Raw genomic sequence first — 26599 nt, 5'->3', positions numbered from 1 at the left:
CTGGGGAGCACCATGAGATCAACGATCAAGGTCGCCGCGGTCGCGTCGGCCGCACTTCTCGCCCTCACCGCGTGTGGTGGAAGGGACCCCTCCGCCAAGGGCGCGCCGGAGCGGAACGCCGGGACCAGCGGCGACAAGGGCACCGTCAACGTCGGCCTGCTCAACCCGGTGACCGGCCCGTTCGCCGCGCTGGGCAACGACGTCAACGCCGGCTTCGAGCTGTACCTGAAGTCCAAGGGCAATGTGCTGTCCGGCTACGGCATCAATGTCACCAAGGCGGACGAGGGCACCGACGCCGCACAGGGCACCACCAAGGCCCGCCAGCTCGTCGAGCAGGACAAGGCGCAGGTCGTCGTCGGCCTGGTCAACTCCGCGATCGCGTACGCGGTGGCGCCGTACCTGGAGCAGTCCAACGTCCCGCTGCTGATCACCGTCGCGGGTGCGGACGGCCTGACCCGCAAGCAGAACGGGAACACCTTCCGGCTGTCCTACACCAGTTCGCAGGACTCGATGCCGCTCGGCCCGTACGCGTGCAAGGACCTCGGCTACAAGAAGGCCGTCATCCTCGGCCTGGACTACTCCTTCGGGTGGGAGGCGGGCGGCGGCTTCGCGCGCACCTATGAGGAGGCGGGCTGCCAGGTCGTCCGGGAGATCTACGCACCGCTCGGCACCCAGGACTGGGGACCGTACGTCAACCAGGTCGGCAAGGACGCCGACGCCGTGTACGTCGTCGCACCCGGCCAGGACGGCGTCCGCCTGCTCAAGGCGTACCGCGACTTCGGCGTGAAGCTGCCGGTCATCGCGCACGGCTCGATGGTCGACGAGACCATCCTGCCCATCGAGGGCGCCACCGCCGAAGGGGTGGTCTCCTCACTGCACTACACGCCGCAGATCGACAGCGCCCAAAACAAGGAACTGGTCAAGGCGTTCGGCGACGCGCACGACGGCAAGAGCTCCAACCAGTACGCCGAGGACGGCTGGGCGGCCGGCATGGCGCTCGAGGCGGCACTCGCGCAGATCGACAAGGAACCGACCCCCGAGAAGATCCGGGCGGCCCTGGCCAAGGTCAAGATCGACGCCCCGCGCGGCCCGGTCTCGTTCGACGCGTACGGACAGGCGGTCTACCCCGTCTACATCCGCAAGGTCGAGAACAAGGACGGCAAGCGCGTCAACGGCATCGTCACCACGGTGCCCAACGTCAACCAGTTCTTCACGTACGACCCGCAGGCGTACCTCGCCTTCCCCGGGTACGACAAGCTCAAGGGCACGTGGGCCAAGTGAGGCGCCGCACCCGCAGAGGACGCGAAGTGAGGGGCGGCGCGTGCTGACCTGGCTCACCCACAGCGTCAACGGACTGGCGTACGGCTCCCTGCTCTTCCTCGTCGCCAGCGGCCTGACCATCACCTTCGGGCTGCTGCGCACCGTCAACCTCGCGCACGGGGCGTTCTACCTGCTCGGCGGCTACCTGGCCTACGACCTCGCGTCCAACGGCACCGACTACTGGCTCGCCCTGCTGCTCGGGGTCCTGGCGGCGGCCGCGGCGGGCATGGTCGTCCAGCGGTTGTTCCTGCACCGGCTCGCCGGGCGCGAACTCCCCCAGATCGTGCTGACCCTGGGGGTCGCGTACATCATCGGCGACCAGATCCTCGCCAACTACGGCGGCGACCCGGTCGCTCCGCAGACCCCGCCGGGGCTCGAAGGCCCGGTGACGATCGGGGACTGGGTCTTTCCCAAGTTCCGGCTCGCGATGATCGGCGTCGCCCTGCTGCTCGCCGCCTTCGCCGGTGCGCTGCTGCGCTTCACGCCCACCGGGGCCAAGGTGCGCGCGGCCGTGGACGACGAGGAGATCGCCCGCGCGGTCGGTATCCGGGTACCGCTGATCTTCCTGCTCGTGTTCGGCTTCGGGACGGGTCTGGCCGCGTTCGCGGGGGTGTGGGGCGGGGCGTTCACCTCGCTCTCCCCCGACAGCGGATTCGAGGTGCTGCTCCTGGCGCTCATTGTCGTGGTCGTCGGCGGCCTGGGGTCGATCGGAGGAGCGCTCACCGCGGCGTTCGCGGTGGGGCTCATCGACCAGTACGGCAAGGTGTGGTTCCCCGAATGGGCGCTGTTCACCCTGTACGCCTCGGTCGCGGCCCTGCTCGCGGTGCGTCCGCGCGGCCTGTTCGGCAAGGCGGTGCTGCGATGACGCCGCGTACAGCTTCGGCGGGCCGGGGAACGGGGCAACGGATCGTGGTCGTGGGCGGCCTCGCCGTCGCGGCCCTGCTCCTGGTCCTCGTCCCCTCCTTCACCGACTCCTTCTACACGTTCGTCGCGACCCGGATGCTGCTCCTGGGCCTCCTGGCCACCGCGTACAACGCGGTGTTCGGCTTCGGCGGGATGTCCTCGCTCGGCCACGCGGCGTTCTTCGGAATCGGCGGCTACGCGGTCGGTATCGGGGTCACCCGGTGGGACTGGTCGCCGCTGGTCGTGCTGGCCGCGGCGGTCATCCTCGGCGCGGTCGCGGGCGCGGTGTTCGGTATCGCGTGTCTGCGGGTCCGCGGCATCTACCTTCTGCTGCTCACCCTGGCGCTGGCGCAGGCGCTGTTCGGCCTGGTCTTCTACCAGACCGAATGGACCGGCGGCGACAACGGCATCCCGAACATCCCGCGCGACGGGCTGCCGTCCGCCGTACGCGAGGGGGACGGCTACTACCAGCTGACCCTCATCGTGGTCGCGGTGTGTGTCGCGCTGCTGTGGATGTACCAGCGCTCGCCGCTGGGCATGACGGTGGTCGGCGTACGCGAGAGCGAAGCGCGGATGAGCGCGACCGGCTACCGGCCGGGCGTGCTGCGCACGATCGCCTTCACCGTCTCCGGCGCGTTCGCGGCCGTCGCGGGCGTCCTGGAGGTCTACCTGCAGGGGTCGGTGTCCACGGCGAACCTCTCCTGGCAGATCAGCGCCGACGTCCTGGTGTTCGCGATCCTCGGCGGCGCGCGGCACTTCCTCGGGCCGTTCCTCGGGGCGGTCATGGTGACCGGGCTCGAAGTGTGGGTCAGCACGTACACCGACCGGTGGACCACGGTGCTCGGCATCGTCTACATCGTCACCGCGCTCTTCCTCGCCGACGGTGTGCTCGGTCGCGCGGGGTGGGCGGTGCGGCGGGCCGAGTCGCTGCGGAACCGACGAAGTCCCGATCCCGGCCCGGGTGTTTCCGCCACGGCACCTGTGGAGGTGAACGCATGAGCGACCACGCGATCGCGGCTTCCCATCTGACCGTGCAGTTCGGGGCGTTCAAGGCGAACGACGACGTCACGCTCGCCGTGCCGGTCGGGGAACGCCGGGCCCTGATCGGTCCGAACGGCGCGGGCAAGTCGACCCTGTTCAACCTGCTCGCCGGGCAGCTGCGTCCCACCGGGGGCAAGGTCTCCCTGCTGGGTCACGACGTGACCCGGATGCCCGCCCACCGGCGGGCCCGACTCGGCCTCGCCCGGACGTTCCAACTCACCGACCTGCTCGATGAGTTGAGCGTGCGTCAGAACGTCGAACTGACCCTGGCGGCGCAGTCGCGCGCACAACGCGTCTTCTGGCGTCCGCTCGCTTCGGTGGACAGGCTGGGCGAGCGCGCACTCGAGGTGCTCGCCGAATGGGACCTGGACAAGATGGCGGACCGCCCGGTCCGCGAACTGGCGTACGGCCAACAGCGCGTCCTGGAGATCGCCCTCGCGATGTGCCGGAGCCCCAAGGTGCTGCTCCTGGACGAGCCGACCGCGGGTCTGTCACCGGCCGACGCCGGACGCCTGACCGCACTGGTCGCGGCACTGCCGCGCTCGATCACCATCGTGATGATCGAGCACGACATGGAGATCGCCTTCTCCCTGTCCGACCGGGTCAGCGTGCTGCAACAGGGCCGGATCATCGCCGACGGCACACCGGACGAAGTGTCCACCAACCAGCGTGTGCTCGAGGCGTACCTCGGGGAGGCGGCCGATGCCTGAATCGATGCTCGAACTTGATGATGTGCACACCTACTACGGGCAGAGCCATGTCCTCCAGGGGATCGCGCTGAGCGTCGCCGAGGGCGAGGTCCTCGGCGTGCTCGGCCGCAACGGCATGGGCAAGACCACCTTGATCCACACGATCTCGGGGCTGCTGAGGCCGCGCAAGGGGACGATCCGATTCCGCGGCCGCGGTATCGAGGGCCGGCCCGCCGAGCGGATATCCCGTGCCGGGATGGCCCTGGTGCCGCAGGGGCACCGGGTGTTCCCCTCGCTCACGGTCAAGGAGAACCTCAAAGTCGCGGCCCGGCGCGGCACGGGCGCGCAGCCGTGGACCACCGAGGAGGTGGTCGAGCGCTTCCCGGTCCTCGGGGAGCGCTGGGGGCTCTCCGCAGGACTGCTCTCCGGAGGCCAGCAGCAGATGCTCGCGCTCGGCCGGGCCCTGGTCGGCAACGGGCACCTCGTACTGCTCGATGAGCCGACCGAGGGCCTGGACCCGCAGACGGTCGCCAAGGTCGGCGAGGTGATCGACGAACTGCGCCGTCGCGGCACCGCGGCGATCCTGGTCGAGCAGAAGGTCGACTTCGCACTACGCCGGGTGGACCGGGCCGTGGTCATCGGACGCGGCCGCGTCGTCCACACGACCGACGCGCCGGAGCAGCTGCGTACCGACGCCGCGACCCTGCGCGAGCTCCTTGCGGTGGGCGGGGTCGCCGCGCCCGCGGCATGAGGCCCACAGACCGATGCGGCGCCCGAGCCCGGATGCCGGGCGCCGCATCCCTCCCGCGCGGGCCGCCCGTGCCGGCCACCTGCGCTCCAACGTACCGGTGACGACCCTGGGGAACGTGCAACCCACGGGTATCCGGCCGCTCGCGGCCGGCAACGACCAGGAACCGCGAGTCCCTTGTCCCACGAGCCACCTGAGAGACGCACGCACATGCCCCTGTCCCGAAGAAGCATCCTGGCGGCAACAGCCGCAACAGCCGCAGTACCCGCTGCGGCCCTGCTGCCCGGCCAGGCGTTCGCCGCATCGACCGCGCCCCCGTTCGTACCTGCGCCTGAGGAGCGCCGTCCGCGCGCCCGTGTGGTCGCCGAGGAGCGCATCGACGAACGGCTCCTCGACCTGACCATCGACTCCCCCGCACTCGGCCGGACCGCGAAGGTCCGCCTCATGCTCCCGCCGCGCTGGGACCGCAGCACCCGTCGCACCTGGCCGGTCCTCTACCTCCTGCACGGCGCCTTCGGCGACCACACGACCTGGACCAAGCACCAGCAGATCCGCCAACTCGCGGACAAGAAGGGCGTGTTGGTGGTGATGCCCGAGGGCGGCGCGACCGGCTACTACTCGAACTGGTGGAACCACGGCGCGTGGGGCGCCCCGGCGTGGGAGACGTTCCACACCCACGAGCTGAAGGACATCATCGAAAGCGACTACCGCGCGGGTCACGTACGCGCCGCCGCGGGCCTGTCGATGGGCGGCCAGGGCGCGTTCACGTACGCGGCCCGCAACCCGGGCATGTTCCGCGCGGCGGCCTCCTTCAGCGGAGTCCTGCACACCGCGATGGTGAACGGCGACCTGTCCGGCCCCGGCGTCATCTCCATGTTCATCGGCTACTCGGGTGCGGACCCGACCGCGATCTGGGGTGACCCGGTCGAACAGCGCCACCTGTGGGCCGCGTTCAACCCGTACGACCTGGCGTGGCGGCTGCGGGGCGTGCGCCTCTATGCCTCGTGGGGTACGGGCGCGCCGGGCCCCCTCGACCCGGTCGGCGCCGAGACCGACAACACCGAACGGCTCTGCGGCCGCATGTCCGAACTCTTCGCCGACCGGGCCCGCCGTCTGCACCTCGACCTCACCGCCGTCTCCGGCCCCGGCACCCACACATGGCCATACTTCGAACGCGGCCTGGTCGATTCGTTCCCGATGCTGATGTCCGCGATCGGCGCCCGCACCGAATAGCCGCCCCCCAAGCTGCGGTGCCGACCCGACCCGTCGGCACCGCAGCACCCGGTGCCAGGTCGGCGCCCTCGGCAGAACGCGATGACCACCGGAACGCCCGGGTGATGCGGGCGGCGGACGTGTACCGTGATCCGGATCACGGGAACCCGACCCTCCGCGCGGACAACTCGGTATGTGAACCATTCGATGCACGGGGCAATCCGTGCCGGCGACCCGGTCGCCTTTCGCGCGTTGTACCAGGCCCACCACAACGTGGTGTACGCGCACGCCTACCGCGTCACCGGCGACTGGGCGGCGTCCGAGGACATCGTCTCGCTCACGTTCCTGGAGGCGTGGCGGCTGCGTGAGCGGCTGCGGGACGAGGGCGAGACACCGCTGCCGTGGCTGATGGGCATCGCGATCAACGTGCTGCGCAATCGCAGTCGGGCCGCGCGAAGACATCGACACGCGATGGCAAGATCCCCCGCACGCGACGACGTTCCCGACATCGCCGACGCGGTCGTCACCCGCATCGACGACGGCGAACGCCTGGCCGCCGCCCGCGCCGCGCTGAGCCGGCTCCGGCGCACCGATCGCGAGATCTTCCTGTTGTGCGTGTGTTCGGAGCTGACGTACGCCGAGGCCGCGCACGCGTTGGACCTGCCGGTGGGGACCGTACGCTCGCGCCTGTCCCGGGCCCGGGTCCGGTTGCGCGTCCTGGCCGAGGAGGAACTGCGGTCCATGCGCGCCCCGTTCGTCCCCCGCGCCGCCATCGCCGTACATCCCGCGCCCGTTCCGACGATCCTGGTGGAGCCGACCCGATGAAGCAGAACCGCTCCGCGCCCACCTCGCCCGGCCGCGCCCGACCGGGTAACGACCCGACCGAGCGCACCCTGAGCCGGGACGCCCGGCCGACCCCCACCCGGGAACGGCTACTCGAAGAACACCTGATGGGCGAGATCACCGCCGGCACCGCGCGCGCGGCCCGACCACGGCGACGCGCCCAGCGGCTCGTGGCGCCGATCGGCGCGATGGTCGCGGTCGGCGCCGTGGCGGCCGTCGTGCTCCTGATCGGAACACCGGACCGCACGACCGCGCGACCCGGGCACACCGCCGCCGCGATCGACGGGCCCGGCACACCGGCGGTCCCACGACCCGGGCAGGTCCTGCACGTCGAGCTCGAACAGTCCTCGTGGTCCCGGGTCGACGGGGTCCCGGTCGAGATTCCGGCGCATTCGCGCAAGGAGTGGTTCTCCCAGGACGGCCGTCGGTGGGTCCTGGACGAACCCGGGGCCCCCGTCTCCGGGTTGGTGGTCAACGATCCGCCGATGCGCTGGAACTACGCGGAGTTGGCCGCGCTGCCCGCCACCCCGGACGCGGTGTCGGCGGCGCTTCGCCGAAGCGACACCTGGCCGGCCGGCGGCAATGTCGATTCGGATCAGTCCGTCCTCGGCGACATCGAGAACATCCTCACCCGGGGTCCGCTCCCACCGGGAATCGCCGAGGCGCTGTACGAGGTGGCGGCCCGTATACCGGGCGTGGTGGCCCTCGCCGATGCCGTGGACGGACGCGGCAGACACGGCATCGCGCTGACCCGTACCGATCCGGTCGGCAGCAGGCGCCTGGAATTGGTCTTCGACCGGGACAGCCGGATCTTCCTGGGCTCGCGAGCCGTCCTCACAACCCCCGTCGAAAATCACCCGATCGGGACCGTGATGTGGCAATCGACCGTGCTCGAGCGCGACATAGTCGACACCATGCCCGGCGACCCCGTGACCGGGATCGCCGTCTCGCCCGCACTTTCGACCACTTCGAACCGGCGGTCGTGACCGGCATCGCCCCCATCCCTCGGCAGGCGCGACCCCGACCCGCCGGCCGCCCATCCACCGCACCGGAACGCAGGGACGACATGACCCGCGCCACCACGCCCATCCACACGTCCGACACCGCCCGGGGCCCCATCGCACCGACCGAACCCGCGCGCGAGGACCCGCTCCCGCACAGCGGGCGCCGAATCCGGGTCCTGGACCATTTCGCCATCGCCCTGCCGGTGCTCGTACTCGCCGTCATGGGATGGCACCGCCGATGGATCACCGACGACGGGCTGATCTACATACGCGCGGCCCGGGAGATCCTGGCCGGCAACGGTCCCGTGTACAGCCCCGGTGAGCGGGTGGAGACCTCGACGGGCACGCTGTGGCAGTGGCTGCTGGCCCTGCTGGACCTCCTCACGCCGGGCGACCCGGCCCGAACCGCCGTGTACGCCGGGCTCGTGCTGTCGATCGCCGGTACGTGGCTGGCCCTGGCGGGCACCCGCCGGTTCCTGCGGGCCGAGACCGGACGGTTCCTGGTCCCGGCCGGCGCGCTGGTGTTCGTCGCGCTGCCCCCGGTATGGGACTTCGCGACGTCGGGGCTGGAAACCGGGCTGATGGTGGGCTGGATCGGGCTGTCCTGGCGGCTGCTCGTGACGTGCGGGGAGCACTCCGTGACGACCGCACATCGCCTGGGGATCGCGGCGATGTTCGGACTCGGTCCGCTGATCCGCCCGGAACTGGCGGCGACCTCGATCGTGTTCCTGGTCGCCATGGTGATGGCGTCCCGATTGCGCCGGCGGGCCGCTCTCGCGGTGTTCCTGTGCGCCGGGGCACTGCCCGGGGCGTATCAGGTCTTCCGGATGGGCTACTACGGCCTGCCCTACCCGATGCCGGCCGTCACCAAGAGTGCGAATCGGCAGCTCTGGGGGCGCGGCTTCGACTACCTCGTCGACTTCGCCGCCCCCTACCGGCTGTGGATCCCGACCCTGCTGGTGGTACTCATCGTCGCGGCGCTCCTGATCCGGCGCGGCCCGCGCAACCGGCGCACGTGGCTCCTCGGCTCGGCGCCGGCCGTGGCGGCGGCAGTCCAGTGCGGGTACGTGCTCCGAGTCGGCGGGGACTTCATGCACGGGCGGATGTGGTTGCCGGTGCTGATGCTGGGCCTGCTCCCGATCCTGCTGGTTCCCGTCGACCGGCGCGTGTTGGCCCTGGTCGTCCTGGTCCCGGTCTGGGCCACGTGGTGCGGCTTCTCGCTGCGCTCCGGTCTGATCACCACACCGGGACCTCGAGCCGGGGTGTACCAGACCTGGAACGAACGTATGGTGTACGTGAATTGGACCCGCACCCCGAACCCCACCACCTCGCACGCACACAGCGAGACGCTGCCGGGACTGCGTGCGGAACTGCTTCGGATCGACGCCGACGGCAGGCACGTGCTGGTGCTGGACGGCAACTACCTCGCCGACGCCGCCGCGCTGCCGCCCCTGCCGCTGCGCGCCGATCTGCCGGCGGCGCAGGGGCTGATCATGGGTCGCCTCGGCGTCGGCGGCGTGGTCACTCCGCTGGGCGGCGTCGTGGTCGACGTGTGGGGTCTCGCCAACACGGTGGGCGCACACATCGAACCCACCGGACACATCGCCGCCGGCCACGAGAAACTCCTCCCGCTCGCCTGGAACATCGCCCTCTACGTCGACCCCGCCGCGTGGGCCAGGATCCCCGCCCACGTGGTCCCGATCGAGGACATCCGTGCGGCCCGCGCGGCGCTGGACTGCGGCGACTTGAGGGAACTGCTCCGGTCGACCACCGAACCCATGTCGCCCGGCCGCTTCCTGCGCAACCTCACCGGATCCTTCGACCGCGCCGCCCTGACCATCCCGCCCGACCCGAAGGCCGCCGAACGCAAGTTCTGCGCCCGCTGAGCACACCCCTGCCGCCACCCGGGCGCGCGGCCTGTCGAGGTCTGTTGTGGCGCGGGTGGCCGAGCCGGTCGGGTTGCGGTTCGTGGACGCGGTGATCGTACGAGTACACGCGAGGGGGGTCGAGCATGTCGACCCCCCTCGGTCCCCGGTGCCTCAGCCGGACATGCCGGCCGCCTCGGTGCCGCTCCGAGCGTCGGATGCCCCGCCACCCAGGCGCGGGTCGCCTCAGTCCGTCGTCGGTGTCTGCGGTCGGTCGCCGAGGGAGATCAGCAGGGTGCGGAGGAGCCGCACGAGTTGTTTGCGCTCGGTGGGGGCCAGGCCGCCGAGGAGGCGTTCCTCGTTCGCCGAGTGGTGTCCTGTTTCGACATCGAAATTTTCGACCGGCGCTCAACCGCAGCGCTCGGCTTCCACGAAAGGGTGATCCCCGTGAAGGTCCTTCTCATCGGCGCCTCCGGCTACATCGGCTCCGCCGTCTCCGCGCACCTGGCCGACGCCGGTCACCAGGTGGTCGCGCTGGTACGTGCCGCCGACCGCCCGGACGCCGGACACGAGCAGCGCGTCGGAGACCTGGCCGACCCCGCCTCACTCACCCGCGCAGTCACCTCCGACATCGACGCCGTCGTCAACCTCGCACCCCCGACCGGCGACGCCGCGGTAGACGCCGCGGCGGTCACCGCGCTCACCGACCCGCTGCGCGGCACCGGGCGCGCGTTCGTGTACGCGAGCGGCGTATGGGTCCTCGGCGCCACCGGCCCGGACACCGCCGACGAGAACGCCCCGGTCAACCCGCTGCCGATCGTCGGATACCGCCCGGCAATCGAGCGCCAGGTGCTCGACACGGCCGACGACGGCGTGCGGGCAACGGTGATCCGCCCCGGCATCGTGCACGGAAACGGCGGCGGCATACCCGCGCTGCTCGTCGACCTCGCTCGCAAGCACGGGACTCCGACGTACGTCGGCGAGGAGGCCGTGCACTGGCCGATGGTGCACGTCGACGACCTGGCCGACCTGTTCGTCGCCACCGTCGAGAAGGCGCCCGCCGGCAGCCTGTGGCACGGTGTTGCCGAATCCGCGGTCCTGGTACGTGATCTCGCGGCGGCGGCCGGAGCGGCGGCCGGGGTCGACGGCGAGCCGCAGTCGTGGCCCCTGGAGGACGCCCGCGCGGAGCTCGGCGCACCGTTCGCCGACGCGCTCGCCCTCGACCAGACCGTTGGCGGGGACGCGGCGCGCGAAAGCCTCGGTTGGCTGCCGCAGCGCGCGGGAGCGGTCGCCGACGTACGCGAACTCTCGTACCTGCAGGTGGACACGAACGGCTTCGAGGTGCTCGGTGCGGCGGACGGGCAGCAGGCCGACGTCGAGGCCATCGTCCGCTTCGTGGCGGGCGTCCAGTACGCGCAGCAGAACGAGCTCGTCGACGTGTTCATGAGCAACTTCCGCAAGCAGCACCCGGTGTGGACGACCGCGTACGGCAAGCGGCTGTCGGGCTGGGACGAGATCGACGCCTTGGATCACATCTACGGCTGGAGTACGGCGTCCGCCCCAACGGATGCCGTTTTCGCCGCGGATTCGGGCGCTGTCTGGTGTACGTGCGCGAGTACGGTCCGCGATCCGGCCCGCACACCCAACTCACGTTCGCCGGCGCCATGGCCCATCGACTGAGCACCTCCGCCGTGTCCTGGGTTTCGCCCCGCACGACCAGTCCGGTCCGGCGACGCGGGAGCGTACCGCCCGTCGCCGGACATCACGCGATCGACCGGTGTCGGAGCACTTGGTGGACTCGGTTCAGCGGACGTTGTTCACGGTGGATCGCGACTGGAGCCTCCTCCCGTCGCCGGGGCCTGCGGATCTGCCGGCGCCGACGCCCGAGGCCCGCGCGGTGCTCGCGGCGTTCGTCGCGCTGTCGCCGGTGAACGTCACCAGCGGCGAATCCTACGTGGGCGGTGTCGCCGTCGTGCGGACCCTGGTGTCGTGGCTCGGCGTCGACGCCCCGTTCCGTGAACGCGACGTCCGTGCCCTGGCGGCCCGGGTCCGCGCGCCCTCGACCCGACGCGTGATCGCCTACCTCCACCGACAGCGACCGACGAACCCGGTCGAGAACGGCTCGGAGCTTCAGGGCGACGAACAGCCAGTCGTGGTCGATGCGGTGTCGGTGTACAGCTGAACGTCTGACGTCCCCAGCCGCGTACGGATAAGCGCGGACAGCTTCTGATGCGTTGGCGGGTGTGGATCGGCTCTCTGCTGCTTGGTGAGTGTGCGGCGGCGGAAGGCGGTGGCCGCCGGCCGCTGGTCGACGTGCCGACGCGCCACCGTCTTCGTCCGGTCGTAGGCGATCGTCAGGCGCCCCGGAGTGCGGCGCCGCATGCGGCGGCGGGGTTGGCGGGCCGTCGTGACCGCCGCCCGTCGCCCTGGCCTTGTTGCGCCGGGTTGCGGGTCATTCCCAGACGGTGGCTTCGAACGTGAGCGCGGTGCGGGTGGGCACGCTGGTGATGCGCAGGTAGGCCGTGTGGCCTTCCTCGGTCTGGAGGCACACGCGCATGTCCTGGGCCAGTTCGCCGCTCGTGTAGGTGCCGCGTTTGGCGATGGCCTGGTTGCACTCGTCACGGGTCGGACCGGGGCCTTGGGGCGGGGCGATCGCCACGACGTTGCCGGAATGCAGCGGGCCGAGCGTCAGGTCCGGGAGGTTGAATCCGACCGTCGCGTCGGCGCCCTTCTCCCCGGGTTGGGGAACAGGCGACGGGCTGTCCAGGTCGATGGAGTCGGCCCCCGGCTTGAGCGTGATCTTCATCGGTCCGGCCAGCACCTTCGCGGGCCCGCTCGCGGCCTGCGAGGCCGTGGGGCCGGTCGCGGGCGCCGGGTTCGCGCCGCCGGACGCTGCGGGTGCTGGGACAGCGGTGTTCGTCGTCTGCGACTTGCCGTCGGAATCCGACTCCGTGGCCAGTTGGATCGACACCAGGATCCCCGCCACGGGAATCACGATCCCAACGACCCACCAGGCCCATTTCGGTTGGTTGCTCACAACACTCCCCGCAGGCACATCGTCCAGGTTCGGCGAGACTACCAAGGACCCCGGGTGCCGAACCAGCCTGGACGCGTGGGCGCGCGGAGCATAAGTGGGCAATGTGGCGGTCTGCGAATCCGGGCCCGCGATAGGCGAAACGCTCGCCCTCATCGGCCCGCCAGGGGTCGGCAAGGCGCACATCGCCGTTGCCCTCCCGGTCGCCGCCTGGCAGGCCGGCCACGGGTTGCGGGCTCGCGCCCGGTGAGATCGCCTCCGCGCGCGGAACGGACTTTCGCGTGACGGGCGCGGGTGCCGTCGTGTTCGATCCGCCGGGTCGGGGCCGGTTGCTCGTCTGTCGGGCTTTGGGGGAGGGGCAGTTGGCGCGGAACTCGTCGACCGCGCGGCTCACTTGCCGCTTTTCAGGCCGGACGCAAAGTGGCCTCCTCGCGGAACCTGATCAGCAACTGCTGCGCGCGATCCCGCTCCGAGGCACGGCTGCCCCGGTTGTCGGCGCGCAGGCTGCGGGCGACCTGGATCGTCGATCTCCTCACCGACCGCATCGACCACGCGGTGATCGCCGAAGCGGCGGCGATGGCTTCGCCCGCGGCCTTGGCCGCCCACCACCGGTTCGTCCCCGAGCTCGGCCGCCGCCAGAGAAGCTGCCGCCGGGCTGTGGCGAACGAGCAGCCACAGCAACGCCAACGGCGGTCAATGCGTACAGATTGCACTTGTGGCTGCGGACGTGCGGATCCGGGACTCGAAGACGCCGGAGCTGGGCTATGCCGTGTTCTCGCCGGCCGCCATGAGCCTGTTCCTCTCTCACGTACGCTCACCCTGCTGACCACTTCCACAGTTCGACCTTTGGCACCGAACTCTGTTTGCGGAGGTTCTTCCGATGGCTCAATCAGGCATCGCGTCCATCGACCCGCGCGTGACCTTTCGAAGCCTGGACGGCCTCCGTCTCCAGGGCACCTTGGTTCGCCCGGATCGAGACCCGTTGGGCGTCGTGGTGCTGGTGCACGGCGGCGGGGTCACTCGTGAGGAGGGCGGCTTCTTCGGTCGCCTCGCCGGGGGCCTGGCGGAAGCGGGTTTCGCCTCCCTGCGGTTCGATTTCCGTGGACACGGCGAAAGCGCCGGCCGCCAGGAGGACCTGACCCTCGCAGGAATCGTCAACGACATCCGCGCTGCCGTCGACGTCGTGAACGAAACGGCGGGTGGCCGGGTGCACCTGATCGGTGCAAGCTTCGGCGGCGGCGTCAGCGCGCTCTACGCTGCCCGTCACCCTGGCACGCTTCGCAGCCTGATCCTGTTCAACCCGCTGCTCGACTACAAGAAGCGCTTCGTCACCGACAAGCCGTACTGGAACGACGACCACATCGACGCCGACGCAGGCCAGGCACTGACCGAGCGCTGCTTCGTCGCCCACTCGCCGACGTTCCGCCTCGGGCGCCCGCTCCTGAACGAGGTCTTCCATCTCCGCCCGCACGAAGAACTCGGCGCGATCGGCATCCCCACGCTGTTCGTCCACGGCACCGGCGACACCTTTATCCCGGTCGACAGCTCGCGCCGCTACGTTCAACAGCTCGGCGGGAAGGCCGAACTCGTCGAACTGGACGGAGCTCAGCACGGGTTCGCGGTACACGACGACCCCCAGTACGCCGACCCGCAGACCCAGCGCTGGCAGGCGCAGGTGGCTGCGACCGTCGCCGAGTGGGTGACTACCCACCGCTGACGCTGATCGGTTTCGCCTCGATTTGCGCGCGCAGTTCGCGGATGCTCACATGCGCGCACCACGGCTCCAGGCGACGTAGGAGACGCACCACCTCCCGGTACGTCCGGACAGAATCGGTCGCGCCGGCGATGCTGAGCGCTTCATGCCCGGCCTCGACCGCCTGGGTCCGCTCGCCCGCGGCGGCCAGAGTGCCGGCCATCAGGGCGAGGAAGTACCCGTAGTCGCGCTGTGAGAAAGCCGTCGGTGTGAGGTGGGCGCGATACCCGTCCGTGGCTCGTCCCGGCTTGCCGGCCTCTGCCAGGCAGATGGCCGTCTGCATGCCGAAGAGAGCGGGGGCGTAGTGCGGACTCAGGGCCGAGCCGCCGTCGGCTCGCTGATCGGCGTGGCGCGTGAAGAGTTCCTGGGCCTTACCGAGCCGGAGCTCCACCGCGCCCAGGTTGCCGGTGAGCATCGCGTGCGCGCGGGCTTCCTGTAGTGCAGCCTCGGCAAGAACCGACGACGGCAACGTCCACGGCCCCGTCAGCACGGCCTCGGCCAGTTCCCGCATCAGTTCGGGATTGCGTTCGTCCCACGCGGCCTGCGCCTGCTTCAACAGGACGTCCCGCTACACGCCCGGGGTCAGGTCGCCGAACTGGCGCAAGACCAAGCGCCTGACCACGCTGGACGTGGTCGCGCCGGGGACCGTCTGGTCGAAGCCGGTCCAGGCGGTGCCGTTGAAGGAGTTGAGGGCGATCTTCCCGTCCAGGGTGCGTACCGCGCAGTACATGACGCTGTTTCGGTTGGTCAGGGACGGGGCGCTGTCGGTGGTGCCGCCGAGGTTCGTCGACGACCAGGTGGTGCCGTCGTAGATCCCGACCCAGATCTCGCCGCCCAGACCGACGACGGCGATGGGAGCCTGCCGGACTTCGCGGCCAGTGCCGGGGCGCGGTTGGTCTTGTAGCCGGGGATCTGGGTGAAGCCGCTCCAGGTGGTGCCGGTGAGTCGGGCGACGTAGACGCCGTTGTCGGTGTCGGTGTCGCGGCCGCGGGCGGCGCAGTACAGCGTTCCGTTGACGCTCGTCAGGGCCATCGCCGCGGAGGTACGCCCTGCGAGTTTGGCGGCGGGGCCCCAGTTGGGCCAGCAGAGCAAGGGGCTCCTCTACTACCGGTGCCGCTTCCCCAAGGAGTACGCGCTCGCCGGCCGGGTCCAACATTCGGACAACGTCTATGTCGCCGAGTGGGACCTCATCAAGCCGCTCGACGCCTGGCTCGCCGAAGTCTTCGCCCCCGAGCGCCTCGCCGACACCATCGAGCAGATGTACACCGCACAGCCCGACCCCGACCAATCCCTCGCAGCGAAGGAGGCAGCTCTGGTGATCACCGACTGTGACTGAAAACTTACCCACTATCGCGCGGCCCTCGAAGCCGGCACCGACCCCCAGCTGATTGCGACCTGGACCGCAGAGGTTCAAGCCACCCGCGCCCAAGCCCTCGCTCGCACCCACAGCCTCACGGGTGGTCGACGCATGGAGAGGGAGGAGGTGGAAGCCCTCGTGCGTGAGATCGGGGACATTCCGGCCGCACTCGCCGAGGCGGAACCACAGCTCAAGGCAGGCACCTACGACGCCCTTGACCTACAACTCACGTACGACCCCGGAACGCAACAAGTGCGGGTCGAAGCAAGCTTCGACCCGCACAAGTTGGGGTTATGGTCTGTGTCCGAGGGGGGACTTGAACCCCCAAGCCCTTTCGGGCACTAGCACCTCAAGCTAGCGCGTCTGCCAATTCCGCCACCCGGACTGGGTGGTCTCCGCTTGTTTTGCTGCGGCGACGTGGAGAACCATATCAAACATCCAGGTGAGGGCTTACCCGGGCGGGGGTGGGGTCAGGTTGCAGCCGGTGACGGACTTGGCCTGGCTGTGTAGGGCTCGGAGGATCTGGGTTCGGGTGAGGCGGCCGGACAGGACGTCCATCTGGCGGCCGTCCTCGAGGCCGACGAAGTTTTCGGCGAGTTGGCGGGGCGTGTCGGTCAGGTGGAAGTGGCCCTGGGCCTCGCCGAGGACGAAGACGCCGTAGTAGACCGCGATCTGGCGCTCGGTGAGGGTGTTGTCGAGGGCGGCCACGCGTGGGTCGCGCAGGCTCATCGGCCAGAACTCGAAGAGGAGGCGGGGGAGGGTGTCCTCCGGGCCGGTGGCCACGCCGGTGGAGATGACCGTGCGTAGGCGGTCGCGGGCGTCGGTGAGTTGGTCGACGGCGTGTTCGCGTTGCCGGCAGAAGCGGTCGATGGCGTTGCGGTAGGTCTCCTGGAGGAGGTCCTCGACGGCCTCGTAGTAGTACAGGACCGCGCCCGAGGTCAGGCCCGCCTCGTCGGCGATGTCCCGCAGGCGGAGGTCGGCGAGGCCGCGGTTGAGGACGGCGCGCTCCGTCGCCGCGGCGATCTGGGCGCGGCGGCCCTCCTGGTCCTTGCGTCTGGCCATGGGGTTGATTCTGCCCTGGGGGAGGGGGTCGGGTTCTTCGGGGTTCCTTGGGAGGGAGGGTGTGGGAATCCTCTGGATTCTTTTGGATTCCTTGAAGGTTCTTCAGAATATCACCGAGGGTTGCACGCCGGTCATGGAAACGGGTCTTGACCGGTGGGTTGTGAGTTATTTGACTGTGCGTTCAAAGAAACGACCCCCCTCGCACCTGGAGAGCGCATGAGCATCGCCGAAGCGTCTCGAGCGGCCGACAAGGGCCTGCGGCAGGGGTCGGTGGGCCTGCTCGGCACCGTGGCGCTGGGCCTGGCGTCCGTCGCGCCCGCCTACAGCATCGCCGTCACCCTCGGCTTCGTGACCCTCGTCGCCGGGGACCTCGCGCCCGCCGCCCTGCTGGTCGGCTTCGTGCCGATCGTCCTCACCGCGTTCGCGTTCCGCGAGCTCAATCGCTCGATGCCGGACTGCGGCACCACCTTCGTCTGGGGCACCCGCGCGTTCAGCCCGTACCTCGGCTGGCTGTCCGGCGGCTGGGTCGTCCAGATCTGCACGATAATCGCGATGACCGCGCTTGCCCAGGTCGCCTCCGCCTACCTGCTCGACGTGGTCGGCCTCGACGCGTTCACCGGCGATACCTGGGCCGTCGCCGGCACCGGCGTCCTGATCCTCGCCCTGGTCACCCTCGTCGCCTATCGCGGCATCTCCATCGCGGCGGGCGTCCAGTACCTGCTCCTCGGCCTGCAACTGGCCGCCCTGCTGACCTTCGGCATCGCGGCCTTCGCTCGGCACGGCGACGCGGCCGGGGCCATGTCGCCGTCGCTGTCCTGGCTCAACCCGCTCGGCTTCGACAACTGGGGCGTGTTCGCCCAGGCGGTGCTGCTCTGCCTGTACATCTACTGGGGCTGGGACGCCTTGATCACCGTCAACGAGGAGACCAAGGACAGCGCCAACACGCCCGGCAAGGCCGCCGTCATCTCGACCGTCGTGCTGCTCGCGACCTACCTCTTCACCGCGTACGCCGCGATCTCGTACGCCGGCGTCGGCACCGACGCGCTGGGCCTGGGCAACGAGGACAACGCGGCCGACGTGGTGGCGACGCTCGCGCCGGGCCTGGTCGGCGCCGGGATCGCCGCCGTACTGAAGCTGTCGGTGGCCGTCTCGGCGATCGCCGCGCTGCTCACGTGCGGCGTATCCACCTCGCGCGGGACGCTCTCGATGGCCTCGCACGGGGCTGCGCCCGAGCGGTTCGGGCGGATCCACCCGCGCTACGCGACGCCCGGATTCGGGACCGCGTTCTTCGGGGTGGCCGCGGCGCTCGCGCTGGTGGCGCTGTCGGCGCTGTCCGGCGAGTTCCTCGGCGACGCGATCGGCTCGATCGGGCTGCTGATCGCGTTCTACTACGCGATCACCGGCTTCGCCTGCGTCTGGTACTTCCGCCACGACCTCCGCAACGGCCCGCGCGACCTGCTGCTCAAGGGCCTACTGCCGCTGATTGGCGCGGCGATGATGCTCGCCGCGTTCGTCCGCAGCGCGTACGACATGTGGCAGCCGGATTACGGGCACACCTCGATGTTCGGGGTCGGCGGGGTGTTCCTGCTCGGGATCGGGTCGATCCTGCTCGGCGTGGTCGTGATGTTGGGGTACCGGCCGCGGGCCCGGCGCTTCTTCGTACACGGCCGCGAGGACGTCGTCCGGGTCACGGTGAGCGATGAAGCGCTCGCCGGCCGAGTCCGGTCCCACCACCCATCGCACCATGCCTGACTTACCGTCAAAAACCTTCCACCACCAGGGAATCCCATGCGCATCCTGAACATCGCCGCGATCCAGACGGCGGCCGTACCCCTCGACGTCGACGCGACCTGGACGCGCTTCGCGGCGCAGGTACGCAGCGTCCGGGCACTCTTCCCGCAGGTCCGACTCCTGCTCGCGCCCGAGCTGTTGCTCGCCGCGCCGGCGCCGATGCTGGACACGCCCGCGTCCTGGATGACCGACACCGCCGAGCCGATCGACGGGCCGACCGTGCGGCGGGTCCGGGCACTGGCCCGTGAGACCGGACTGTGGTTGGTGCCCGGGTCGTTCTTCGAGCGCGCCGACGACGGCACGATCTTCAACACCGCGATCGCGGTGTCGCCCGAGGGCGAGGTCGTCGCGAAGTATCGCAAGGTCTTCACCTGGCAGCCGTACGAGGACGCCGAACCGGGCACGTGCTTCGAGGTGTTCGACATCCCGGGCATCGGTCGGATCGGGCTGGCGATCTGCTATGACGGCTCGTTCCCGGAAACCGTACGGCAGTTGGCCTGGCTGGGTGCCGAGGTGATTCTCCAGCCGGTGCTGACCACCACCCGCGACCGCGAGATGGAGCGGATCTGCGCGCGGGCCAACGCCTTCAGCAACCAGGTCTACGTGGTCAACCTCAACATCGCCGACCCGGCGGGCGTCGGCGAGAGCCTGATCGTCGACCCCGAGGGCATGGTCCGGCAGCAGGCGGGCGGGGGCGAGGAGGTCCTGGTCGACGCGCTCGACCTGGACGCGGTCACGCGCGTGCGCACCTACGGCACGGTCGGCCTCAACCGACCCTGGGCACAGATCGCCAAGGATGGCGCGAACCTGCGGCTGCCCGCGTACGGCGGCGGTGGCATGGTCACGCCGGAATGGGCCAAGCACGACTGATTCGCGAGCCGCGAGCCGCGAGCCGCGATCGAGGCCGCGCCGGCCGGGCCCTGCCCCGGACAGGTCCCACCTACCCCGCAACGCCCAGCAGTCGTTCCTCCGCCGCGGCCGAAAGCCCGCAATCCAGCGGCGGTTCACCCCGCTCCCGGTCCCAGGCCAGGACGTCGGCCGCCGTCACCGCCAACGGCGTCGCCGGCAGGCCCGCCGCTCGGGCGCGGGCCGAACTGCGTTGCCGGTCGGCCCACATGGCTTCCGGGGTGATCAGCGGGAACATCGGCGGGACCGCGTCCGGCGGCACCGGGACCAGTTCGACCCGGGTGCCCGCGACCTCGGCGCAGACGGCGATCAGCTCGGCCAGCGTGGTCGGTTCGGCCGGCCCCACCGCGTTGAACGCGCCGGGCCGGTCGTCGATCAGCAGCCGCACCACCAGGCGGGCCAGGTCGCGCGAGTCGACCACCTGGACCGGCTGCTCGGGCCGGCCGGGCAGCGCCACCCGACCGCCGCGCGCGGCCCGGCGCACCCAATACGTGAACGCGCCCTGGACATCGTGCGGCCCGGCGACCCTGCCCGGCCGCACGATCGTCGCGCGGTCGCCGTACCGGGCGAGCACATCGTCCTCACAGGCCACCTTGGCCGGCCCGTAGGTGTCGTCGTCCAGTACCTCGGTGTGCCGGACCGGCGGCCGGCGCGGCGTGTCCTCGTCCGAACCGGGTCCCACGCCCGAACGCGCGTACACCGCCTGGCTGGAGACGAACAGGTACCGCCCGACCCGATCGCCGAGCGCGGCCATCGCCTCGCCCGCATGGCGCGGCACGTATCCGCTGACGTCCACGACCGCGTCCCAGCCGCCGCCGGCCTCCCGCAGCGCCGCGTAGTCGCCCGTGTCCCGATCGCCGAGCAGGCGCGGCACGCCGGGGAACAACTCGGCGCCGGTTCGACCCCGGCCGAACAGCGTCACGTCGAACCCCTCGCGCAGCGCGTCCGCCACGATCGCCCGGCCCACGAACGCCGTCCCGCCCAACACAAGAATGCGCATGGCGCGCGACGCTACCGGCTCGCGCGACGGGCCGCCGGCCCCGACGAGGGTCACTCAACCCCCACCCCCACCCCCACCCCAACGAAGCATGTCAACCTCCGTTGACACTTCCCTGAATGTCAATGTAAGTTGACAGGCATGACCGAAGCAACCGACCTCGCCAGTCGTGCGGGGGACCGTGACCCTCGAGTCGGCCTGCGGGCCGTGGCCGCGTTGCGGCGACTGCTCGAACAGCTCGAAGCCGTCCAAGTGCGCAGCGCGCGGGTGCAGGGCTGGTCGTGGCAGGAGATCGCCGCCGAGCTCGGGGTGAGTCGTCAGGCAGTGCACAAGAAGCACGGGAGGAATTGATGTTCGAGAGGTTCACGCACGACGCGCGCAAGGTCGTTCGCGGGGCCGTCGAGCGGTCCGAGCGGGCGGGGGACGCCACCGTGGGGGAGGAGCACATGCTCAGGGCGCTGCTGGACGGGCAGGGTACGCAGGCCGCGCTCGCGCTCGCGGCGGTCGGGTTCGTCGCCAGTCGCGACGAGGTCGAGCGCGGGCTCGCCGAGGCCCGGCGGCGCGGCGGCATCTCGCAGGCCGACGCGGACGCGCTCGCCGACCTCGGCATCGACGTCAGCGAGATTGTTTCGCGGGTCGAACAGGTGCACGGGGAGGGCGCGTTGGCGGTTCCGGAACGACGCAGGCGGTTGTGGCCGTTCGGCGCACGACAGCTGCACACGCCCTTCACGCCGGGGGCCAAGAAGGTCCTGGAGCAGTCGCTGCGCGAATCGCTCGAGCGTGGCGACAGGTACATCGGCGACGAGCACATCCTGCTCGCGCTCACGGTCCGGCCGGGCGTGGTCGCCGACCTGCTCGCCGGGTACGGGGTCACCCACACGGCGGTGCTTCGCGCGCTCGCCGCCCCGCGAGCGCAGGCGGGCTGAACGGCCGACGGCCCCGGCTCGGACATCGATCCGAACCGGGGCCGCCGCGCGACGTGACCTTTCCGTCAGCCGACGTGACGCCGCTCTGTCAGCCGACGTGACGCCACTCCGTCAGCCGACGTGACACCACTCCTTCAGCCGACGGACTGCCACTCCGTCACTCAACGGGACGAAGCCCCGTCACTCGACCAGCCCGGCCCGCCGCAGCGCGTCCGCGATCGCACCGCCGCCGCCGGCCGGGGCCTGGGGCCCGCGGGTCTGCTTCGGCGGAGAGTTACGCCGCCCCTGACCGCCGGCACCCCCACCATTGCCGCCCCCACCACTGCCACCGCCCTGCCGGGGACCACCCTGCCGCCCCTCGCGCGGCGCGCGCTCGGTGCGCTCCGTCCGCTCGGCCCGACCGCGCTCGCCGCGCTCGGCCCGATCGCCCCCGCGCCCGCCCCCACGCCCCTCGGCCTCGTCCTCCAGCCGCAGCGTCAGCGAGATCCGCTTGCGCGGGATGTCCACGTCGAGCACCTTGACCCGGACCACGTCGCCCGACTTGACCACGTCGTGCGGGTCGCTCACGAACGTCTTCGACATCGCCGAGACGTGCACGAGGCCGTCCTGGTGCACGCCGACGTCCACGAAGGCGCCGAACGCCGCGACGTTGGTGACCACACCCTCCAGCAGCATGCCGGGTTGCAGGTCGGACAGCTTCTCGACGCCCTCCTTGAAAGTCGCCGTCTTGAACGCCGGCCGCGGGTCGCGCCCCGGCTTCTCCAATTCCCTGAGAATGTCCGTCACCGTCGGCAGCCCGAACTTCTCGTCCGTGAACGCCTTCGGGTCCAGCGCGCGCAGCGTCGGCGCGGCGCCGAACAGTGCCTTGACGTCACCACCCGCCGCCGCGACGATCTTGCGCACGACCGGGTACGCCTCCGGGTGCACCGACGACGAGTCCAGCGGGTCGTCGCCGGCCGGGATCCGCAGGAAGCCCGCCGCCTGCTCGAACGCCTTCGGGCCCAGCCGCGCGACGTTCTTGAGCTCGCGCCGGGTCTTGAACGGGCCGTTCGCGTCCCGGTGTTGCACGATGTTCTCGGCCAGCCCGGCGCCGATTCCCGACACACGCGTGAGCAGCGGGGCCGACGCCGTGTTGACGTCCACGCCGACCGCGTTGACGCAGTCCTCGACCACCGCGTCCAGCGAGCGGGAGAGCTTCAGTTCGGACAGGTCGTGTTGGTACTGGCCGACGCCGATCGACTTCGGGTCGATCTTGACCAGCTCCGCGAGCGGGTCCTGGAGCCGCCGTGCGATCGAGACCGCGCCGCGCAACGACACGTCCAGGTCCGGGAGTTCCTGCGACGCGAACGCCGACGCGCTGTACACGGACGCGCCCGCCTCGGACACCATCACCTTGGTCAGGCCCAGGCCGGGGTGCTTGGCGATCAACTCCGCGGCCAGCTTGTCCGTCTCGCGCGAGGCCGTGCCGTTGCCGATCGCGATCAGGTCGACCTTGTAGGCGGCGGCCAGCTTCGCGAGCGTGGCGAGCGACTCGTCCCACTTGCGGCGCGGCTCGTGCGGGTAGATCGTCTCGGTCGCGACCACCTTGCCGGTGTCGTCGGTCACCGCGACCTTGACGCCGGTGCGCAGGCCCGGGTCCAGGCCCATCGTCGCGCGCGTACCGGCCGGCGCCGCCAGCAGCAGGTCGCGCAGATTGGCCGCGAACACGCGGACCGCCTCGTCCTCGGCCTCCTGGCGGAGCCGACCGCGCAGGTCGATGCCGAGGTGGACCAGGATCCGGGTGCGCCACGCCCAACGCACGGTGTCCGCGAGCCACTTGTCGGCCGGGCGGTCGCGGTTGGTGATGCCGAACGTGTGCGCGATCGACCGCTCGTACTCGGTCGGCCCCTCGGCCTCCTCGTCCTGCGACGGCGCGAGGGTGAGGTCGAGGACGTCCTCCTTCTCACCCCGGAACATCGCCAGGATCCGGTGCGACGGCAGCTTCGTGAACGGCTCGGCGAAGTCGAAGTAGTCGGCGAACTTCGCGCCCGCCTCCTCCTTGCCCGCGCGCACCTTGGCCACGACCCGCCCGCGCGTCCACATCTTCTCGCGCAGCGCGCCGATCAGGTCGGCGTCCTCGGCGAACCGCTCGACCAGGATCGAGCGGGCGCCGTCCAACGCGGCCTGCGCGTCCGCGACGCCCTTGTCCGCGTCCACGAACGCCGCCGCCTCGCCGGCGGGGTCGCGCGAGGGGTCGCCGAGCAGCGCCAGGGCCAACGGTTCGAGCCCGGCCTCGCGCGCGATCTGCGCCTTGGTCCGGCGCTTGGTCTTGTACGGGAGGTAGATGTCCTCCAGCCGGGCCTTCGAGTCGGCCGCGAGGATCTGCGCCTTCAGCGCGTCGTCCAACTTGCCCTGCGCCTCGACCGAAGCGAGCACCGCCGTCCGCCGCTCCTCCAACTCCCGTAGGTAGCGCAGCCGTTCCTCGAGGTTGCGCAGCTGCGTGTCGTCGAGGGTCCCGGTCACCTCCTTGCGGTACCGGGCGATGAACGGCACGGTCGCCCCACCGTCGAGCAACTCGACCGCCGCCCTGACCTGCCCCTCCCGTACGCCGAGCTCCTCGGCGATCCGCTGATGCACAGACACCTGCTGTACCGACATCGTTACGTTCCGATCCGCTTCATTGCCAAGCATCGTCGAGCATTCTCCCGGGCTCGCCCGCATTTGTCGCGCAGCGGCCCGCGTGCCGTGTCCCAGACGGCCCGCCTGCCGTGTCCCAGACGGCCCGCGCACCGTGTCCCCGACCGTGCGCGCGCCACCGCTCCGCGGACCACCCCTCCACTACCGCACTACCCCACCCCTCCACCCCCTCCACCCCCTGCGCCCCCTCCGCTCACTTGGGCACGATCGCGGGAACCGGCGGGCACGCCGACCGGATGCCGGCGACGACCACGATCCCGACATCCTCCTTGCGCACGCTGAAGTTCGCCCGTTTCACCGGATCCCAGAGCCTGACGTAGTCGCCCTGATCGTCGAATCCGACGACCGGGTGGTCCGGCGGGGGCGGAAACCCCACGTAGGGAACCTTGTCCGCGAGCGGGACCACGCAGACCGGGCGCGGGGTGATGCCGTAGAAGTGCGGCAGCGGCCGACCCGCCGCCGCGGCGGCCCGCAACCTGGCGACGCCGTCGGACGCGGTGTCGGTGAGCGTCGCGAGCACGGTGACCGCGTACAGGACCACGAGGAGCGTCGAGAAGATCACCAGGTTCCAGCGATCCAACGCGTTGAAGTGCCGGATCCACCCCATCAGCGAACCGATCACGGCGGCGACGAGCGTCGCGTACCCGAAGGCGCGCAGGGTCAGGATCACCCGCCAGACCCCCGCGATGCGCAGGTCGGCCGGGGCCAGGCCGAAGTCGTCGAGATAGGCGGTGTGGCCGGCGTCCCCGATCATCGGCGTCCACGGGAGGAGCACCGGCAACAGCACGGTGATCAGGACGACGATCAGGCCCTGGCGGAGGGTGCTCCTGCGGACCAGCAGATACCAGCCGCGGACGAGCCCGACCACGAGAATGACGACCGTCGCCTGCAACGCCGCCCGGTGGACCGGCGTGTGGCCGTAGGCGGTGTAGCCGATCGCCGCGATGAAGATCGCCACCAGGGCCGCCCCCAGCGCGCCCCGCCACATCGGCCCCACCCCCGGCACCCGCGAGCCGTACATCCCGCTCAGGGCGCCGACGGCCGCGGCGACGATCGCCGGCGGGATCAGCCGTAGCCCGTCGGCGTTCGACAGGGCCACCCCCGTCAGGAACGCGGCCCCCACGAGTGCCAGGCCCGCGACGACGAGGAGGGCCCGACCGCCGGTGGTCACGGCCGGCGGGGTGACGGGCGGGGCCGCCGGGTCCGGCAGCGGGGGCACGGTGCGCAGCACCCGGCCCGGCTCGATGTCGGTGTCGGCGCGGAAGCGGGCCTCGTGCGCGGGCCAATCCGCCTGTGTGGTGCCGGGCGGAAGGTAGATCTCGCCGATGTTCCAGTAGCCGAGGGCGGCGAGCGCGCGTTCGACCCGACCCTCCATCGTGTGCGCCGCGCTGGGCGTGTACGCGATCTTGTACTTGATCTGCTGCGGCTGGTGGACCCGGGTCGTGTACACGCGGTCCAGGCGCACGTCGAGGCCCTGGTCCAGGATGACCGCCGCCAGTTCCCGACCGGCCCGGGACCGGCCGCCGTACCTGCTCCCCGGGAACCGCGCCTCGGCGACCGCGTCCACCCGCTCCTGCGCAGGCACGCTCGCCGGTTCGACCCGCAGTGTCCAGCCCAACGCGGTGATCGCCGCCTCGACCGCGTCCAACTCCTCGGGCCGATTGCGAATCGAGACGAACAGCCGCACCCGCTGATTCGACGAACTCACGTGGGCCGGCGTGGTGGGCGGCGGTGACGTCACGAACTCTCCTGTACGCAAAGGGAATCGCCGGAGCGTACCGGTGCGCGCGGACACCCCGCGCCGGTCGGCCCGGCGCGAGCCCGCGCCGGGCCCCCGCCGCGGGCGTTACCCGCGTTCGGGCTCGGGGCCGCCGTCGCGCAGGGCCGGGACGCGGCTCGGGCGGCGGCGTTCCTGGGCTTCGAGCAGGGGGAGGGTGCGCATCGGGACGACCTCGGACAGCACGATCACGCTGGTGGAGCGGACCACCTCCGGGATGCGGTTGATGTCGATCAGGATGTGCTGGAGGTCCTGGTTGGAGGTGGCGGCGATGCGGCAGTGGACGTCGCCGATGCCGGTGGTGCCGTACGCCTCCAGGACCTGGGGGACCGCCGCGAGGGCGGTCGCGACGCCGGACAGGCCGCCCTGGGCGATCTCCAGCGTGACGAAGGCCAACACCGGGTAGCCGGCCGCGACCAGGTCGACCTCCGGGCCGTAGCCGGTGATCACCCCGGCCGTCTCCATCCGCTCCAGCCGCGCCTGGACGGTCGCCCGGGAAACCCCGATCAACCGGGACAACTCCAACATGCCCGCGCGGGGGTGCTGCCGGCCCGCCCGGATGAGACGCACGTCCAGTTCGTCGAGTGTGATGCGCGGATTCTGAAGATCATCTCGCATGTGCCCGCCTCACCTAGGCAATCTGTACAGGTCCCGTGTCTGATGTTGTCAGATGTTGCAGTCGGAGGTGTACTTCG

29 protein-coding genes and 1 tRNA gene are annotated in these 26599 nt (G+C 70.9%); 19 read left to right on the top strand and 11 right to left on the bottom strand.

What is annotated here, in order from left to right; genetic code table 11:
* The first annotated feature begins 12 nt into the window (after positions 1–12).
* From OG928_RS06255 to OG928_RS06205, 11 genes are all read left to right on the top strand, one after another.
* On the top strand, positions 13–1281 hold the full coding sequence (locus tag OG928_RS06255) for an ABC transporter substrate-binding protein (RefSeq protein ID WP_406280365.1): 1269 nt from the start codon (positions 13–15) through the stop codon (positions 1279–1281).
* A 40-nt stretch (positions 1282–1321) separates the two neighbouring features.
* Entirely contained in the window at positions 1322–2185 is an 864-nt protein-coding gene (locus OG928_RS06250) for a branched-chain amino acid ABC transporter permease (RefSeq protein WP_406280363.1), read from the top strand.
* Positions 2182–3222: a branched-chain amino acid ABC transporter permease gene (locus tag OG928_RS06245; protein WP_406280361.1), complete on the top strand. Its 1041-nt coding sequence runs from the start codon at positions 2182–2184 to the stop codon at positions 3220–3222. Before OG928_RS06250 ends, OG928_RS06245 begins: the two co-directional genes overlap by 4 nt.
* Positions 3219–3974, top strand: coding sequence for an ABC transporter ATP-binding protein (locus OG928_RS06240; RefSeq protein ID WP_406280359.1), 756 nt, complete (start codon positions 3219–3221; stop codon positions 3972–3974). The genes OG928_RS06245 and OG928_RS06240 overlap by 4 nt, the downstream gene beginning before the upstream one ends.
* On the top strand, positions 3967–4704 hold the full coding sequence (locus OG928_RS06235; protein ID WP_406280357.1) for an ABC transporter ATP-binding protein: 738 nt from the start codon (positions 3967–3969) through the stop codon (positions 4702–4704). The genes OG928_RS06240 and OG928_RS06235 overlap by 8 nt, the downstream gene beginning before the upstream one ends.
* A gap of 207 nt (positions 4705–4911) precedes the next feature.
* Positions 4912–5934 (top strand): alpha/beta hydrolase, encoded by a 1023-nt coding sequence (locus tag OG928_RS06230; RefSeq protein WP_406280355.1) that lies wholly within the window; start codon positions 4912–4914, stop codon positions 5932–5934.
* 186 nt (positions 5935–6120) lie between these two features.
* A complete protein-coding gene (locus OG928_RS06225) occupies positions 6121–6738 on the top strand; it encodes an RNA polymerase sigma factor (protein WP_406280353.1) in 618 nt (205 codons plus the stop codon).
* Positions 6735–7742, top strand: a complete 1008-nt coding sequence (locus OG928_RS06220; RefSeq protein WP_406280351.1) for a CU044_5270 family protein — start codon at positions 6735–6737, stop codon at positions 7740–7742. Before OG928_RS06225 ends, OG928_RS06220 begins: the two co-directional genes overlap by 4 nt.
* An 80-nt stretch (positions 7743–7822) precedes the next feature.
* Positions 7823–9646, top strand: coding sequence for a hypothetical protein (locus OG928_RS06215; protein ID WP_406280349.1), 1824 nt, complete (start codon positions 7823–7825; stop codon positions 9644–9646).
* Positions 9647–10072: 426 nt separating this feature from the next.
* Positions 10073–11305 carry an NAD-dependent epimerase/dehydratase family protein gene (locus OG928_RS06210; protein ID WP_406280347.1) on the top strand — a complete coding sequence of 411 codons (1233 nt, stop codon included), beginning with the start codon at positions 10073–10075 and terminating at the stop codon, positions 11303–11305.
* A gap of 112 nt (positions 11306–11417) precedes the next feature.
* Positions 11418–11807, top strand: a complete 390-nt coding sequence (locus OG928_RS06205; protein WP_406280345.1) for a hypothetical protein — start codon at positions 11418–11420, stop codon at positions 11805–11807.
* Between the two features lie 270 nt (positions 11808–12077).
* On the opposite strand, the gene OG928_RS06200 is transcribed toward OG928_RS06205, so the two are convergent.
* Positions 12078–12611 (bottom strand): hypothetical protein, encoded by a 534-nt coding sequence (locus OG928_RS06200; protein ID WP_406280343.1) that lies wholly within the window; start codon positions 12609–12611, stop codon positions 12078–12080.
* A gap of 145 nt (positions 12612–12756) precedes the next feature.
* Here OG928_RS06200 and OG928_RS06195 point away from each other — a divergent pair, with 145 nt between their 5' ends.
* The gene (locus OG928_RS06195) at positions 12757–12909 is read left to right on the top strand and encodes an ATP-binding protein (RefSeq protein WP_406280341.1); all 153 of its coding nucleotides are present in this window, start codon (positions 12757–12759) and stop codon (positions 12907–12909) included.
* Between the two features lie 154 nt (positions 12910–13063).
* On the opposite strand, the gene OG928_RS06190 is transcribed toward OG928_RS06195, so the two are convergent.
* Positions 13064–13195: a hypothetical protein gene (locus OG928_RS06190; protein WP_406280339.1), complete on the bottom strand. Its 132-nt coding sequence runs from the start codon at positions 13193–13195 to the stop codon at positions 13064–13066.
* Between the two features lie 119 nt (positions 13196–13314).
* Here OG928_RS06190 and OG928_RS06185 point away from each other — a divergent pair, with 119 nt between their 5' ends.
* Together OG928_RS06185 and OG928_RS06180 are read left to right on the top strand one after the other, a co-directional pair.
* The gene (locus OG928_RS06185; RefSeq protein ID WP_406290806.1) at positions 13315–13485 is read left to right on the top strand and encodes a DUF397 domain-containing protein; all 171 of its coding nucleotides are present in this window, start codon (positions 13315–13317) and stop codon (positions 13483–13485) included.
* Positions 13486–13539: 54 nt separating this feature from the next.
* Complete coding sequence (locus OG928_RS06180; protein ID WP_406280337.1) at positions 13540–14376, top strand: alpha/beta hydrolase; 837 nt, start codon at positions 13540–13542, stop codon at positions 14374–14376.
* Here the strand turns inward: OG928_RS06180 and OG928_RS06175 are convergent.
* Genes OG928_RS06175 through OG928_RS06165 form a run of 3 tightly spaced genes read right to left on the bottom strand, consistent with a single transcriptional unit; the run spans position 14363 to position 15444 of the window.
* Complete coding sequence (locus OG928_RS06175; RefSeq protein WP_406280335.1) at positions 14363–14968, bottom strand: hypothetical protein; 606 nt, start codon at positions 14966–14968, stop codon at positions 14363–14365. The two genes, OG928_RS06180 and OG928_RS06175, sit on opposite strands and share 14 nt — an antisense overlap.
* A gap of 12 nt (positions 14969–14980) precedes the next feature.
* On the bottom strand, positions 14981–15142 hold the full coding sequence (locus OG928_RS06170; protein WP_406280333.1) for a hypothetical protein: 162 nt from the start codon (positions 15140–15142) through the stop codon (positions 14981–14983).
* A 17-nt stretch (positions 15143–15159) separates the two neighbouring features.
* Positions 15160–15444, bottom strand: coding sequence for a hypothetical protein (locus tag OG928_RS06165; protein ID WP_406280331.1), 285 nt, complete (start codon positions 15442–15444; stop codon positions 15160–15162).
* A gap of 43 nt (positions 15445–15487) precedes the next feature.
* Here OG928_RS06165 and OG928_RS06160 point away from each other — a divergent pair, with 43 nt between their 5' ends.
* Positions 15488–15748, top strand: a complete 261-nt coding sequence (locus tag OG928_RS06160; protein WP_406280329.1) for a hypothetical protein — start codon at positions 15488–15490, stop codon at positions 15746–15748.
* A 322-nt stretch (positions 15749–16070) separates the two neighbouring features.
* Here the strand turns inward: OG928_RS06160 and OG928_RS06155 are convergent.
* Both OG928_RS06155 and OG928_RS06150 read right to left on the bottom strand, forming a co-directional pair.
* Positions 16071–16154 (bottom strand) — tRNA-Leu (locus OG928_RS06155).
* Positions 16155–16219: 65 nt separating this feature from the next.
* Positions 16220–16831, bottom strand: coding sequence for a TetR/AcrR family transcriptional regulator (locus tag OG928_RS06150; RefSeq protein ID WP_406280327.1), 612 nt, complete (start codon positions 16829–16831; stop codon positions 16220–16222).
* A 216-nt stretch (positions 16832–17047) separates the two neighbouring features.
* Here OG928_RS06150 and OG928_RS06145 point away from each other — a divergent pair, with 216 nt between their 5' ends.
* Both OG928_RS06145 and OG928_RS06140 read left to right on the top strand, forming a co-directional pair.
* Positions 17048–18583: an APC family permease gene (locus OG928_RS06145; RefSeq protein ID WP_406280325.1), complete on the top strand. Its 1536-nt coding sequence runs from the start codon at positions 17048–17050 to the stop codon at positions 18581–18583.
* Positions 18584–18619: 36 nt separating this feature from the next.
* Positions 18620–19492: a carbon-nitrogen hydrolase family protein gene (locus OG928_RS06140; protein ID WP_406280323.1), complete on the top strand. Its 873-nt coding sequence runs from the start codon at positions 18620–18622 to the stop codon at positions 19490–19492.
* 70 nt (positions 19493–19562) lie between these two features.
* Here the strand turns inward: OG928_RS06140 and OG928_RS06135 are convergent, their stop codons facing one another.
* Positions 19563–20528: an NAD-dependent epimerase/dehydratase family protein gene (locus OG928_RS06135; protein WP_406280321.1), complete on the bottom strand. Its 966-nt coding sequence runs from the start codon at positions 20526–20528 to the stop codon at positions 19563–19565.
* A gap of 138 nt (positions 20529–20666) precedes the next feature.
* Between OG928_RS06135 and OG928_RS06130 the strand changes: the two genes are divergently transcribed.
* Positions 20667–20876 (top strand): helix-turn-helix domain-containing protein, encoded by a 210-nt coding sequence (locus OG928_RS06130; protein ID WP_026218136.1) that lies wholly within the window; start codon positions 20667–20669, stop codon positions 20874–20876.
* Positions 20876–21451 (top strand): Clp protease N-terminal domain-containing protein, encoded by a 576-nt coding sequence (locus OG928_RS06125; RefSeq protein ID WP_406280319.1) that lies wholly within the window; start codon positions 20876–20878, stop codon positions 21449–21451. The genes OG928_RS06130 and OG928_RS06125 overlap by 1 nt, the downstream gene beginning before the upstream one ends.
* A 180-nt stretch (positions 21452–21631) precedes the next feature.
* Here OG928_RS06125 and OG928_RS06120 read toward each other — a convergent pair whose 3' ends face one another.
* The 3 genes from OG928_RS06120 to OG928_RS06110 all read right to left on the bottom strand — a co-directional run bounded on the left by OG928_RS06120 (position 21632) and on the right by OG928_RS06110 (position 26522).
* Positions 21632–24121, bottom strand: coding sequence for a Tex family protein (locus tag OG928_RS06120; protein ID WP_406280317.1), 2490 nt, complete (start codon positions 24119–24121; stop codon positions 21632–21634).
* Positions 24122–24320: 199 nt separating this feature from the next.
* Positions 24321–25868 (bottom strand): hypothetical protein, encoded by a 1548-nt coding sequence (locus OG928_RS06115; protein WP_406280315.1) that lies wholly within the window; start codon positions 25866–25868, stop codon positions 24321–24323.
* A 105-nt stretch (positions 25869–25973) separates the two neighbouring features.
* Positions 25974–26522, bottom strand: coding sequence for an Lrp/AsnC family transcriptional regulator (locus OG928_RS06110; RefSeq protein ID WP_406280313.1), 549 nt, complete (start codon positions 26520–26522; stop codon positions 25974–25976).
* Between the last annotated feature and the right edge of the window lie 77 nt (positions 26523–26599).

Source organism: Embleya sp. NBC_00896, assembly GCF_045207785.1.
GTDB lineage: Bacteria > Actinomycetota > Actinomycetes > Streptomycetales > Streptomycetaceae > Embleya.
This window is presented reverse-complemented; position numbering and strand designations above follow the sequence as displayed.

Bases quoted from the DNA above. Each gene is read 5' to 3' on its own strand.
- OG928_RS06255 (WP_406280365.1), top strand. From the start codon at position 13: ATGAGATCAACGATCAAGGTCGCCGCGGTCGCGTCGGCCGCACTTCTC.
- OG928_RS06245 (WP_406280361.1), top strand. From the start codon at position 2,182: ATGACGCCGCGTACAGCTTCGGCGGGCCGGGGAACGGGGCAACGGATC.
- OG928_RS06240 (WP_406280359.1), top strand. From the start codon at position 3,219: ATGAGCGACCACGCGATCGCGGCTTCCCATCTGACCGTGCAGTTCGGG.
- OG928_RS06235 (WP_406280357.1), top strand. From the start codon at position 3,967: ATGCCTGAATCGATGCTCGAACTTGATGATGTGCACACCTACTACGGG.
- OG928_RS06230 (WP_406280355.1), top strand. From the start codon at position 4,912: ATGCCCCTGTCCCGAAGAAGCATCCTGGCGGCAACAGCCGCAACAGCC.
- OG928_RS06225 (WP_406280353.1), top strand. From the start codon at position 6,121: ATGCACGGGGCAATCCGTGCCGGCGACCCGGTCGCCTTTCGCGCGTTG.
- OG928_RS06220 (WP_406280351.1), top strand. From the start codon at position 6,735: ATGAAGCAGAACCGCTCCGCGCCCACCTCGCCCGGCCGCGCCCGACCG.
- OG928_RS06215 (WP_406280349.1), top strand. From the start codon at position 7,823: ATGACCCGCGCCACCACGCCCATCCACACGTCCGACACCGCCCGGGGC.
- OG928_RS06180 (WP_406280337.1), top strand. From the start codon at position 13,540: ATGGCTCAATCAGGCATCGCGTCCATCGACCCGCGCGTGACCTTTCGA.
- OG928_RS06170 (WP_406280333.1), bottom strand. From the start codon at position 15,142: ATGTACTGCGCGGTACGCACCCTGGACGGGAAGATCGCCCTCAACTCC.
- OG928_RS06165 (WP_406280331.1), bottom strand. From the start codon at position 15,444: ATGGCCCTGACGAGCGTCAACGGAACGCTGTACTGCGCCGCCCGCGGC.
- OG928_RS06150 (WP_406280327.1), bottom strand. From the start codon at position 16,831: ATGGCCAGACGCAAGGACCAGGAGGGCCGCCGCGCCCAGATCGCCGCG.
- OG928_RS06145 (WP_406280325.1), top strand. From the start codon at position 17,048: ATGAGCATCGCCGAAGCGTCTCGAGCGGCCGACAAGGGCCTGCGGCAG.
- OG928_RS06140 (WP_406280323.1), top strand. From the start codon at position 18,620: ATGCGCATCCTGAACATCGCCGCGATCCAGACGGCGGCCGTACCCCTC.
- OG928_RS06135 (WP_406280321.1), bottom strand. From the start codon at position 20,528: ATGCGCATTCTTGTGTTGGGCGGGACGGCGTTCGTGGGCCGGGCGATC.
- OG928_RS06130 (WP_026218136.1), top strand. From the start codon at position 20,667: ATGACCGAAGCAACCGACCTCGCCAGTCGTGCGGGGGACCGTGACCCT.
- OG928_RS06125 (WP_406280319.1), top strand. From the start codon at position 20,876: ATGTTCGAGAGGTTCACGCACGACGCGCGCAAGGTCGTTCGCGGGGCC.
- OG928_RS06120 (WP_406280317.1), bottom strand. From the start codon at position 24,121: ATGCTTGGCAATGAAGCGGATCGGAACGTAACGATGTCGGTACAGCAG.
- OG928_RS06110 (WP_406280313.1), bottom strand. From the start codon at position 26,522: ATGCGAGATGATCTTCAGAATCCGCGCATCACACTCGACGAACTGGAC.